Source organism: Bacillus sp. TH17 (assembly GCF_016651125.1).
In the GTDB taxonomy this organism is placed as follows: domain Bacteria; phylum Bacillota; class Bacilli; order Bacillales; family Bacillaceae_G; genus Bacillus_A; species Bacillus_A mycoides.
On sequence record NZ_JAEKEN010000001.1, the window covers coordinates 3,066,986 to 3,078,690 of the forward strand.

13 protein-coding genes are annotated in these 11,705 nt (G+C 35.9%); 2 read left to right on the forward strand and 11 right to left on the reverse strand.

The genetic code is table 11. The annotated features are described in order from the left end of the window. Positions 1-57 precede the first annotated feature (57 nt). The 6 genes from sirA to JFT95_RS15610 form a co-directional block, all read right to left on the reverse strand. The gene (sirA, locus tag JFT95_RS15585) at positions 58-498 is read right to left on the reverse strand and encodes a sporulation inhibitor of replication protein SirA (RefSeq protein WP_078178530.1); all 441 of its coding nucleotides are present in this window, start codon (positions 496-498) and stop codon (positions 58-60) included. A gap of 156 nt (positions 499-654) precedes the next feature. Continuing rightward, a complete protein-coding gene (tkt, locus tag JFT95_RS15590; protein WP_201052757.1) occupies positions 655-2,655 on the reverse strand; it encodes a transketolase in 2,001 nt (666 codons plus the stop codon). Between the two features lie 301 nt (positions 2,656-2,956). Further along, positions 2,957-3,760 (reverse strand): phosphonate ABC transporter, permease protein PhnE, encoded by an 804-nt coding sequence (gene phnE, locus JFT95_RS15595; RefSeq protein ID WP_002066554.1) that lies wholly within the window; start codon positions 3,758-3,760, stop codon positions 2,957-2,959. Then, on the reverse strand, positions 3,760-4,554 hold the full coding sequence (gene phnE / locus JFT95_RS15600; RefSeq protein ID WP_002137773.1) for a phosphonate ABC transporter, permease protein PhnE: 795 nt from the start codon (positions 4,552-4,554) through the stop codon (positions 3,760-3,762). Before phnE (JFT95_RS15600) ends, phnE (JFT95_RS15595) begins: the two co-directional genes overlap by 1 nt. Further along, positions 4,551-5,324 (reverse strand): phosphonate ABC transporter ATP-binding protein, encoded by a 774-nt coding sequence (phnC, locus tag JFT95_RS15605; protein ID WP_002033479.1) that lies wholly within the window; start codon positions 5,322-5,324, stop codon positions 4,551-4,553. The genes phnE (JFT95_RS15600) and phnC overlap by 4 nt, the downstream gene beginning before the upstream one ends. Positions 5,325-5,419: 95 nt before the next feature. Then, positions 5,420-6,358 (reverse strand): phosphate/phosphite/phosphonate ABC transporter substrate-binding protein, encoded by a 939-nt coding sequence (locus tag JFT95_RS15610; protein WP_002137777.1) that lies wholly within the window; start codon positions 6,356-6,358, stop codon positions 5,420-5,422. Positions 6,359-6,543: 185 nt separating this feature from the next. On the opposite strand from JFT95_RS15610, the gene JFT95_RS15615 reads away from it, so the two are divergent. Then, positions 6,544-8,127, forward strand: a complete 1,584-nt coding sequence (locus JFT95_RS15615; protein ID WP_201052758.1) for a bifunctional metallophosphatase/5'-nucleotidase — start codon at positions 6,544-6,546, stop codon at positions 8,125-8,127. A gap of 40 nt (positions 8,128-8,167) precedes the next feature. Here JFT95_RS15615 and JFT95_RS15620 read toward each other — a convergent pair whose 3' ends face one another. Continuing rightward, on the reverse strand, positions 8,168-8,407 hold the full coding sequence (locus tag JFT95_RS15620; RefSeq protein WP_002014431.1) for a DUF896 domain-containing protein: 240 nt from the start codon (positions 8,405-8,407) through the stop codon (positions 8,168-8,170). A 45-nt stretch (positions 8,408-8,452) separates the two neighbouring features. After that, positions 8,453-9,109 (reverse strand): YneB family resolvase-like protein, encoded by a 657-nt coding sequence (locus JFT95_RS15625; RefSeq protein ID WP_002128580.1) that lies wholly within the window; start codon positions 9,107-9,109, stop codon positions 8,453-8,455. 141 nt (positions 9,110-9,250) lie between these two features. Here JFT95_RS15625 and lexA point away from each other — a divergent pair, with 141 nt between their 5' ends. After that, positions 9,251-9,865: a transcriptional repressor LexA gene (gene lexA / locus JFT95_RS15630; protein ID WP_002087894.1), complete on the forward strand. Its 615-nt coding sequence runs from the start codon at positions 9,251-9,253 to the stop codon at positions 9,863-9,865. Positions 9,866-9,968: 103 nt separating this feature from the next. Here the strand turns inward: lexA and JFT95_RS15635 are convergent, their stop codons facing one another. The 3 genes from JFT95_RS15635 to JFT95_RS15645 are packed head-to-tail and all read right to left on the reverse strand — an operon-like array spanning position 9,969 to position 11,631. Then, a complete protein-coding gene (locus JFT95_RS15635; protein WP_201052759.1) occupies positions 9,969-10,772 on the reverse strand; it encodes a DUF4097 family beta strand repeat-containing protein in 804 nt (267 codons plus the stop codon). Continuing rightward, positions 10,773-11,315: a DUF1700 domain-containing protein gene (locus JFT95_RS15640; protein ID WP_002128581.1), complete on the reverse strand. Its 543-nt coding sequence runs from the start codon at positions 11,313-11,315 to the stop codon at positions 10,773-10,775. It abuts the gene before it with no gap. After that, positions 11,308-11,631 (reverse strand): PadR family transcriptional regulator, encoded by a 324-nt coding sequence (locus JFT95_RS15645; protein WP_002066545.1) that lies wholly within the window; start codon positions 11,629-11,631, stop codon positions 11,308-11,310. Before JFT95_RS15645 ends, JFT95_RS15640 begins: the two co-directional genes overlap by 8 nt. Positions 11,632-11,705: the final 74 nt, after the last annotated feature.

Consider the following 11,705-nt stretch of genomic DNA (forward strand, 5'->3'; position numbering starts at 1 on the left):
TCTACCTTACAGTGTACTAAAACCTTTTCAATAAGACAAGATACTATTCGACATTTTTTACACATATGTTCGTACTTGTTTGAGAGGATTTAACCAACCGTACTTTTTATTTTCATAATCCATCGCTAAAAATGTTAACTCACACTTTCTAAGCACCTCAAAGAAAGTTGTTTCCATGGATACATTTCCAGAAGTGTTTATTCGAATATATTGTGGTTTCACCATTATTTCTCCGTATTCGGCTCCTGTATACAGCGTATGAGTATGATTTTTTCTTTCATATTTACCAAGAACACGCAAAGCTTGTTCTAATTTATGATGAATTTTCATTACTTGTAACGGCATCGTAATATACGTCATTTGTTTATATAATACTTTCTTCTCCGAAAGGAACCCAGATTCTGAAAATCGAGCAAATAAATCAAAAAACAAATATTCACGACCAAAGTAAGCTTTCGCAATATCCTCTTGAATTAAATACAATTCATACGTTTTCATTTTTCCCCTCCCGATCTGGACAACCTTTTCCCTACATTATATAAGAGAAGATTTGCAATGATTGTCTGACTACGGAGAGAGAAAAAACTTTTCCTGTCGAAAAAACTCAATTACATAGAAAAATCTCCCCATGCTGGAGAGATTTTTCTAAAATCATTAAAGCATTTCTTTTACTTTACGAACAACGTTCTCTACAGTAAATCCATACTCTTCCATAATCTTCTCACCAGGAGCAGAAGCACCGAATGTGTCAATACCTAGTACATCTCCATCAAGACCTACATAACGGTGCCATCCCATTGTAGCACCCATTTCAATTGCGAAACGTTTCGTTACTGCTTTTGGTAGTACAGATTCTTTGTACTCAGCAGTTTGAGCTTCAAAGCGATCCATAGATGGCATGCTAACAACAGCTGCATCAACGCCGTCTGCTGCTAGAGCTTTTTGCGCTTCGATTGCTAAGCTTACTTCAGATCCAGTTGCAATTAAGATTACATCAGCAGTTTCTTTCTTGCTTGCAGAAACTACATATGCACCTTTTGCTACTTTTTCATAAGTATCGTCTTTTGCACCTTCTAATGTTGGAAGATTTTGACGAGTTAACACTAATGCAGTTGGTGTTTTTGTTGATTCTAGAGCTAGTCTCCAAGCTGCAACTGATTCGTTACCGTCTGCTGGACGAATAACAGAAACGTTTGGCATTGCACGAAGTGCTGCTAATTGTTCAACCGGCTCATGTGTTGGACCATCTTCACCAACAGCGATACTATCATGTGTGAATACATACGTTACAGGCAATTGCATTAATGCTGCAAGGCGAATTGCTGGACGTAAGTAGTCAGAGAATACGAAGAACGTACCACCGTAAGTTTTTAAACCGCCATGTAGTGCAATACCGTTCATTGCTGCACCCATCGCAAACTCACGAACACCGTACCAAATGTTTTTACCGCTGTAATCAGCTCTTGTGAAGTCTTTTTCGTTATTCATATATGTTTTGTTAGAACCAGCAAGGTCAGCTGATCCACCAAAGAATGATGGTACAGACTCTGCAATTGCATTAATTACAGCACCTGAAGAATTACGTGTTGCTGCTTTTGATCCTAATTCATAAGTTGGTAAGCTTTGTTCCCAACCTTCTGGAAGAAGACCGTTCATTGCTGCTTGCAGTTCGTTTGCTAATTCTGGATATGCTTGTGCATATTCACCGAGCATCGTGTTCCACGCAGCTTGCGTCGTTTCACCAACATCTTGTACTGTTTTACGGAAGTTGTCATATACTTCTTCTGCTACATGGAAGTCTTGTTCAGCAGTCCAAGCGTATGCTTCTTTCGTTAATTTTGTTTCGTCTACACCAAGTGGAGAACCATGTGAAGCTGATTTTCCTGATTTGTTTGGAGAACCGAAACCAATTGTCGTTCTTACTTCAATTAGCGTTGGGCGTTTTTCGTCAGCTTTCGCTTCTTCAATTGCTTTTGCGATTGCTTCAATATCGTTTCCATCCTCAACACGGATTACTTGCCATCCGTATGCTTTGTAACGATCTTCTACACTTTCAGAGAATGAACGATTTAAATCGCCATCTAATGAAATATCGTTTGAATCGTAAAGTACTACAAGACGACCTAATTGTAAATGAGCAGCTAATGAAGATGCTTCAGCAGAAACGCCTTCCATTAAATCTCCATCACCACAAATAGCGTATGTATGATGATCTACTACATTATACGCATCACGGTTGTATTTAGCCGCTAAATGTCTTTCAGCCATCGCCATACCAACAGCAGTTGCAATACCTTGTCCAAGTGGACCAGTTGTTGCGTCTACACCTGCTGTGTGACCGTACTCAGGATGTCCTGGAGTTTTGCTTCCCCATTGACGGAAGTTCTTTAAATCATCCATTGTTAAGTCATAACCAGATAGATGAAGTAGGCTGTATAGTAACATTGAACCATGACCTGCAGATAATACGAAACGATCGCGGTTAAACCACGTTGGGTTATTTGGATTGTGTTTCATAAATTGAGTCCATAATGTATAAGCCATTGGTGCTGCACCCATTGGCATTCCTGGGTGACCAGAGTTTGCTTTTTCAATCGCATCAATGGATAATGTGCGAATCGTGTTGATAGAAAGTTGTTCGATTGAATGTGACATGCTATTCTTCCCTTCGCGTATGTTAGTAAACGTTTTATACATTTATATGATAGCTTCCCACGCAAGATTATACAACATGTATCGACAAATATGTTGATGTTTTTTTGATTTTTCATAAAAAATACAGTGATTCAGGGAATGTATGGGCATTCAATATGACATACTTTTTAATTGTTTTTATTTTAAAAATAAAGATAATTATCTGTATATTTATACAAATATACTAATTTCTGATATATCTCTTTTTTGATAACCTTTAAAAATACAAAAAAGCATCTGAATTAGATGCTTTTAAAACAAATTAAATAATCCGCTTACGAATAGAACTTGAAATAAAATCAATTATAATTACCATTAAAATGATACCTAATAAAATAATTCCCACACGAGACCAATTACGTGAACTAAGTGCAAAAATTAATGGCGTACCAATACCACCTGCTCCAATAACACCTAAAATCGCAGCGGATCGTACATTAATTTCAAACCTGTATAACGTATACGATAGAAAATCCGGTAACACTTGTGGTAATACGGCATACCAAAGTATTTGAAACCGATTTGCACCCGTTGCTATTAACGCTTCCGTCGGTCCCTTATCTATATTTTCAATTCCTTCCGAATATAGTTTCCCTAACATTCCGATAGAGTGTAACCCTAAAGCTAGAACTCCGGCAAAAGAGCCTGGACCAACAGCTTTTATAAATAAAAGAGCCATAACTAATTCAGGAAATGTACGAACAAAACTAAGTACAAATTTCCCAGTTCCTGAAGTTAATTTTCCACTACTCATATTCGTTGCCGCCCAAAAAGCAAATGGAACAGATAAAAAAGCAGAAATAAATGTACCTAATATCGCAATTGCCAACGTATCAATTAAACCGTGTAATAAATCTTCACCATCTGGCAAAGATACATACGACCAATCTGGGTTCAATACGCCTGTCATAATTGCTTTTGTAATTTCTCCCGCCGTATTCTTTATTCCCTCTAACGGGACTCCTGAAAAGGCCCATACATATATAACTGTAAGTGCTATAAAAATAATCCAGCGATATATACTCGGTTTCTTCGGTTTTGGTACGATTATTGTCGTTTTACTCATTATAATTTCCCCCGCAACGCTGTACTTATATAATCAATTAGCAATACAACAACAAGGGTATAAATAATAATAGAAGCAGTTTGTTGATATTGTAAAAATCCAAGTGTACGATCATAATATAATCCAATCCCACCTGCTCCTACTAAACCTAGAACAGCTGCTGCACGTACATTCACCTCAAATGTATAAAGTACATAGGAGACGAAGTGCGCTTTCACTTGCGGAATGACCCCATAAACTATCCATTGCACCTTATTCGCTCCTACAGCTGTCATCGCTTCTAATGGACCTGGATCAATTGATTCAATTGACTCATACAATAATTTCGCTACGAGTCCAACGGAGAAACAAGTAAGAGCCAAAATACCTGGAAGTGGTCCTATTCCAAAAATCGCTACAAAAATAGCCGCTAATAATAAATCTGGTATTGTTCGTATAAAATTTAAAATCAATCGAGCTGGACTGTACAAAAATACACTAGTAAATACGTTACTTGCCGCAAATAGTGCAAGTGGAATGGCTAAAATCGCCCCTAAAGTCGTTCCAATAATCGCCATACGTATTGTATCTAACATTGCTGTTGTAATAATTTGAAAATAACTCCAATCTGGTGGCACCATTTCCTTCAATAAATCCATCATATTCGGAAAACCAACTACTAGTTTTGAAAATGATGCGTCGACCTGTACACTACTACCCCACAACAGTAAAATAACTAAAATAACCGTTAACATATGTTTCAATTTACTCGGCGGCTTCGGTATCGATTTCGAATATATCGTCACTTCATTCATTTAGCTGCCACCTCTAATAATGCGCTTTTCTGAGCTACGTCCCCATAAATTTCAGCGAATTTTTCATCCGTTGCCTCTTCTACTAATCCATCAAAAACAATTTCACCAGCATGTAATCCAATAATACGAGTAGCATATTGCCTCGCTAAATCAATAGAATGTAAGTTTACAATTGTCGTAATTCCAAAATCTTCATTAATTTTCTTCAAATCATCCATTACTTGCTTTGTTGTCAGAGGATCTAACGAAGCAACAGGCTCATCTGCCAATATGATTTTCGCTTCTTGTGCCAATGCTCTAGCAATTGATACACGTTGCTGTTGTCCCCCTGATAATTCATCAGCTCGTGCATATGCTTTTTCTGAGATATTCACTCTATTCAGCGCCTGGAATGCAAGCTCCACATCCTCTTTCGGAAACAGACCTAACGTTGTACGCAATGTAGAATGATATCCAACCCGCCCAGCTAATACATTCTTCAGTACCGTTGATCGCTTCACAAGGTTAAAGCTTTGAAAAATCATACCAATATCTCGGCGCATGCGTCGTAATCCTTTTCCTTTTGCAGCAGTAATAGACTCCCCTTCAATAATGATTTCTCCTTCTGTGATTTCATGAAGGCGATTTACCGATCTGAGAAGTGTTGATTTTCCAGCACCGGATAGCCCGACCATTACAACAAACTCACCTTTTTGAATTTTCAAGTTTATATTATTCAATCCTTTTGTACCATTCGGATACACTTTGGAAACATTTCGAAACTCTATCACACATCTTACCTACCTTCTATGTATTATCAATAACTGAAAAACGGCAAACTAACTGAAATCACACACTTTCCAGTTAGTCGCCATTTCCATATGTATTATTGCGTTTTCACTTTCTTTCCATATTCACGAACGATATCAAATTTACTATCATCAGATTTAACGTATCCTTCATGTGAGTATACTTCTTTAATGATTTTGTGCCCTTCCTCATTCTTTCCTATTTCAATGAAAGCATCCTGTAATTTCTTGCTCCACTCTGCATCTAAATCAGAACGTACAGAAATCGTATCGTTTGGAATTTTCTCCGTAAATTTTACTATTTTCGTTTGATCGAATATATTCGGATAATCTTTTTTTACAATATTACGAGCATCTTGGAATACAACAGCTGCATCTACATCACCATTTAAAAGAGCAATAAGTGACTGATCATGACCTTTTAATGTAACAGGTTTCACATCTTTCAACGGATCGATTCCCTCTTTTAACAATACAGCCGCAGGCCATACATAACCCGCTGATGATGTTACATCTTGATAGCCAATTTTTTTACCTTTTAAATCTTTTACACTATTAATATTAGAATCTTTCTTAACAACAAACTCTGATTTATAAACATCTACTAAATCCTTTGTGGGAGCTCCAGTTTCATCATCTACCCCAAAACGTTGCGCCTGTAAAATTACGTTTGCAGCCTTTTTCTCATGCGCTAACACATACGCTGTTGGAGGTAAAAATCCTACATCTACTTGCTTAGATGCCATCGCTTCTACAATTGTATTGTAATTCGTTGAAATACTAACTTTTACCGGAATGTTTAATTTATCACTTAATAGCTTTTCCAATGGTTTTGCCTTCGCCTCTAACGTATCTGCATTTTGAGAAGGAACAAATTGAACATTTAGTGTCTTCGGTACATAACCTTTTTTCGTATCTTCATTTTTACTTGCACTTGATTCCTTCGTTCCACATCCACTTAATAATCCCGCTGCTAGTACAACTGTTGTGCTCATTGCAAAAACTTTTTTCAACATGTTAATGCCTCCATTTTTCGTTGTTATAAAATAACCTTCCATAAACATGAAGAAATATATCACATATTTTTACAAATAATTGCTTATTTACAGAATCTTTACATATTCTATACATTCACATTAAAATTCTTTTCATATATTTGATATGATTAATTGAAAGATAACTATAGAAAAGGTGAATGGCGTTGAATCAAAATCAAATTGTAACTTTAAATATTTTATTAACAAGCGATGTACATGGTACTGTGTATCCAATTCACTACCAAGATAACTCCAAAGCAGAAATTGGTTTAGCTAAAATTTCTACTCTCATAAAAAAAGAACGTTCTCAAAATGCAAACGTTCTTCTGATTGATAACGGGGACTTCATTCAAGGAACACCATTTACTTATCATTACGCTACATACGAAAAAGATATGGAAAACCCAATGTCCTTATTAGCCAACTACTTAGAGTATGACATTGCAATTATCGGAAATCATGAATTTAATTACGGAATGGATATATTAAATAATGCTGTGACTACTGCAAATTCCCCTTATCTATCAGCAAACATTTTAGATAAAAACAGAAAAGAACCTTATTTCGGAAAACCATATATAATAAAACATATTGAATCAAATATAAAAATTGCTATTTTAGGGGTGACAACGCATTACATCCCCCATTGGGAACAAGCACATCATATTAAAGATTTACAATTTGAAGATGCATTTGAAACAACAAAAAAATGGGTTTCTTACATCCGTAAACATGAAAAAGCAGATTTACTAGTCGTAGCCTATCACGGGGGATTTGAACGTGATTTACAAACCGGAGTACCGACTGAAGTTTTAACAGGTGAAAACCAAGGATATGCAATGTGCCATGAAATTGAAGGCATAGATATTTTACTAACAGGCCACCAACACCGAGAAATCGCTCACACCGTGATTAATGGTGTAACAATTTTACAGACCGGATGCAATGGACACTCAGTTGGAAAAGTAACAGTAACATTCGAAAAAGCAGAACAAAAATGGGTGAAAAAAGAGAGTTATTCAGAGTTATTGCCCGTACAAGGAATTGCGGCAGACCAAGATGTTCTTTCCTTGGTTGCCAATTATGAAGAGAAAACACAAAATTGGCTTGATAAACCTATTGGAATAATTTATGGGGATATGCAAATTTCCGATGCTATGCAAACACGTTTGCAAGACCATCCTTTTATTGAATTCATAAATAAAATACAGATGGATATAGCTAATGTTTCAATTTCTTGTACAAGTTTGTTTCATAATACATCTCCAGGTTTCCCTAAACATGTAACAATGCGTGACATCGTTTCTAATTATATTTATCCAAATACATTAAAAGTAATTAGAATAACCGGAGCGGATATAAAAAATGCTCTCGAACTCTCTGCTTCTTATTTCACATTAAAAGCAGATGGAACCATCATCGTAAACCCTACCTATATAGAACCAAAACCACAACACTATAATTACGATATGTGGGAAGGGATTTCGTATGTATTAAACATTTCAAAACCAATTGGAGAGAGAGTAGAGTCTTTGCAGTATAAAGGCGCTCCTCTTAATATGAATGAAGAATATGACGTTGTTATGAATAATTATCGTGCAAGCGGTGGCGGGAACTTCTTTATGTTTCAAAATAAACCAGTAGTAAAAGACATACCAACAGATATGTCTGAACTTATCGCTAACTATATATTGAAGCATAAAAGGATAGAAGCAACGAAAAATGAAAACTGGAAAGTTATTAAATAACAATTTTAACAAATAAAAAAAGATGGGCTATGCCCATCTTTTAATTTAATTTTGCATTATCCTGCTTTTTTAAAGCTTTTAATTTCGCCGGTGTAACGTCCGTGCCTTCTTCGTTAACGACTTTAATTCCTTTTAATTCGTTTAACATATTTTGACGAAATCCTTTTAAATATTGTTCACGAAGCGATTGGCGCTCACGTTGTTCTTCTTCAGTTAAGCCTTCAGCTTTTGCTTTTTTCGCTAAGAAGTTAATGCGTTCAATGAGTTCTTGACTTGGCATCTCGAATCCCCCTTCTACTCAAAACTGATTATTATCATACAATAGTTAGTCCTCTTTATCAAGCAATTGCTTTGTATATTCTACATACCTTCGATGTACAGTTGCTTTTGAAACATCATGACCAAAACCACGAAGTGTTGCTGCAATTTCTTCAAAAGTTAATTCATTCCGGCGCAAACGTACAATTTCCTCAATTGGCACTTCTTTTTTCTCACGTCCTACGCTTAAATGACGATTTTTCAAATTATTTTCTGGACGAAATCCTTTCTCCACTGCTCTTTGCATGCCACGTTTAATTTTTAAATTGTGGATCTTTCTTTGATACTCTTCAACGATCCCAATTATATTTAGCACCATCGAATCAGAATCTGAAAGCTGTAATTCACCACTATGTGTGTGTGTATAAACTTTTATCCCCTCTTTATGTAAACAATGCATTAATGCAATCTTTGCATTTCCTCTACCAAGACGCGTTTCATCTTGTATAAGTAGTACATCAACTTGTTCATCTCGAATTGTATCTAGCACTTCTAATATGCCATCACGTTCAATTGTATAACCGCTAGCCTGCTCCTCAATTACCTTTGTAACATCCATTTGATAGCGCTCAGCTAAATGCAATAATTCATCTTTTTGACGCAATAATGATGTTTCCTGTTCTTCTTTTGTTGTGCTCACACGTGCATAAATAATTGCATTCATTTTGAACCCTTCTTTCTCACTATATTTTCCTTATAGTGTATCATAAATTTGCCTTTCGTTCGAACTTATGTTTGTAGAATGTTTTTTCGCATGTTATACTTAATAATAAGAAAAATGAAAGAAAACGAGGTGTTAGAAAACATGGAAAAGTTAACGAAACGCCAGCAAGACATTCTCGACTTTATTAAGCTAAAAGTACAAGAAAAAGGATATCCACCTTCCGTACGTGAAATCGGTCAAGCAGTCGGCCTTGCTTCTAGTTCTACAGTGCACGGACATTTATCACGACTAGAAGAAAAGGGATATATTCGACGCGATCCAACAAAACCACGCGCAATTGAAATTTTAGGTGACAACCGAACGGAAACACAATCTGTTATTCAAGTTCCAATCATCGGAAAAGTTACTGCCGGTTTACCGATTACAGCAGTCGAAAGTGTAGAAGATCACTTCCCACTTCCAGCTAGTATCGTTGCTGGAGCAGATCAAGTGTTTATGTTACGCATTTCTGGAGATAGCATGATTGAAGCCGGTATCTTTGATGGTGATTTAGTTGTTGTTCGCCAACAACAGTCTGCATACAACGGTGAAATTGTAGTTGCTTTAACAGAAGATAACGAAGCAACTGTTAAACGTTTCTATAAAGAAAAAGATCATTTCCGTCTACAACCGGAAAACTCTTCACTAGAACCTATTATTTTAAAACAAGTGTCAGTTATCGGAAAAGTAATTGGCGTATATCGTGATTTACATTAAAAATAATAAAAAGAAGATAATTCCCTTATTTATATAGGTAATTATCTTCTTTTTATATTTTGATAGATTTCCGTTCATTCAAAAGAATGCGTTTCATTAATTATTAACGCGTTTCAATAGTAACATCTCCAGCAGCGGTTTTACCGCTAATCTTTTTACTACCATTACCAATCGTTATATTTTTATTGTCTTCATTAAAAATTGTCACGTCTCCAGCAGCAGTTTGCCCAGTTATAACTGCATCTTGTGGTTTTTCCAATAAAGTAATATCTACATCTCCAGCAGTTGAACTTACCTCTAAATCATATTTAGAATCATGATCAATAATATCTATATCCCCACTAGCCGTTTTTGCTGTTACTTTCCCTATTACTTTTTTAAAATTCACCTCACCAGCTTTTGTAGACCCCTCCACACTCTTTGCTGTTACATGTTTCAAATCCACTTCTCCGGCGAGTGTTTCAACACTTACGCGGTCACTTTTCACATTACTTATTCCTATTTGTCCAGCGGATGAATTTACTTTTATCTCTTGATAAGAACGTTCAGGTACTAATATAGTCAATGTAGGCGTTTGAAATCCGAAATTGTAAAATGAAAAATCAAATGAAACACCTTTTTCTATTTCCCCTATGATTTTTAATGTATCACCATCTTCAGCAATACGAATCTCCTGTTTACTTACGTCTCCTTTTTGCTTTACATAAAAAGAGGAATCAGGAGATTTTTGGACAACAATATCTCCAGCATCTAACTTAACTTCTACATTTTTTAGCGTTTCGTTTTTAATTACGTCCTCTTTATCTCCTTTCTCTGCAGTTTGTACTGCTTTTTCATATGTTTGTGAAATCCCTATTACTCCAATAATGATACAAGCGATAGCTACTAATAATATCTTTTTCATCATCTACTCCCCTTTTATCATTTTGAAGTTCCAGACTACATAGCGTACACATAATCTTTTAAACCACTTCGTACTATAATAAGCTACAATACATAACAACAAACCTACTCCGACAAACGTTATACTAACGAAAAGATCCAACCATATAAAAGTGCCCATAAATACTTTTACAATAACGAAAAATGGTGTCACTACACTAGCAATCCCACCGACCCAAAAGGAAAATATAAAAGCTATAATTGCAACTAACGGGCCTAACACAATAATAAAATTAAACAAACTAAGTCCAACCGCTGCCATGACAGCTCTTGTCACATTTGAAGTCGACGGATCTTTTTTCATTTCATCAAATCGATACATCGCAAGTAAGTCTTTCGCAATTACTTTCGGAGAGCCAAGTCCCTTTATTATTTCTGATTCAGTTTTCCCCTCTTCCATCCCAAACTGAAAGTGCTCTTCATAATCAAATAAAATATCTTGTCGCTCTTCTTCTGGTAACTTTCTAAGATGACTTGATAATTCTTTAAGAAACTGCTCTTTACTCATCCCATTCCACCCCTTCAATAATTTCTTGAACACCTTTAGCAAAATCACGCCACTCTGTTACTAATAAAGTAAGTTGCATCTCTCCTTGCTCTGTTAGTTGATAATATTTACGGGGCGGTCCTTCCGTGGATTCTTTTAAATACGTTTGAAAATATCCCTCTTTCGTTAAACGACGTAATAACGGATATACAGAACCTTCCGATATTAAAAATTTATTAGAGATTTGCTGAACAAGTTCATATCCATAACAATCCTTACGTTTTACAAGTGCCAATACACACAGTTCTAACACACCTTTTTTAAACTGAACGTTCAAGGACGATCCCCCTTTCTCATTTTAGTACTGTTCAATAAACGGTAGCTATTTTATCCATAATATACCACTTAGTA

Coding starts and splice junctions, on each gene's coding strand:
- lexA (WP_002087894.1), top strand. CDS start 9,251: ATGGAAAAGTTAACGAAACGCCAGCAAGACATTCTCGACTTTATTAAG.
- JFT95_RS15635 (WP_201052759.1), bottom strand. CDS start 10,772: ATGATGAAAAAGATATTATTAGTAGCTATCGCTTGTATCATTATTGGA.
- sirA (WP_078178530.1), bottom strand. CDS start 498: ATGAAAACGTATGAATTGTATTTAATTCAAGAGGATATTGCGAAAGCT.
- JFT95_RS15640 (WP_002128581.1), bottom strand. CDS start 11,315: ATGAGTAAAGAGCAGTTTCTTAAAGAATTATCAAGTCATCTTAGAAAG.
- phnE (WP_002137773.1), bottom strand. CDS start 4,554: ATGAATGAAGTGACGATATATTCGAAATCGATACCGAAGCCGCCGAGT.
- JFT95_RS15625 (WP_002128580.1), bottom strand. CDS start 9,109: ATGAATGCAATTATTTATGCACGTGTGAGCACAACAAAAGAAGAACAG.
- JFT95_RS15620 (WP_002014431.1), bottom strand. CDS start 8,407: ATGCCAAGTCAAGAACTCATTGAACGCATTAACTTCTTAGCGAAAAAA.
- phnE (WP_002066554.1), bottom strand. CDS start 3,760: ATGAGTAAAACGACAATAATCGTACCAAAACCGAAGAAACCGAGTATA.
- tkt (WP_201052757.1), bottom strand. CDS start 2,655: ATGTCACATTCAATCGAACAACTTTCTATCAACACGATTCGCACATTA.
- JFT95_RS15610 (WP_002137777.1), bottom strand. CDS start 6,358: ATGTTGAAAAAAGTTTTTGCAATGAGCACAACAGTTGTACTAGCAGCG.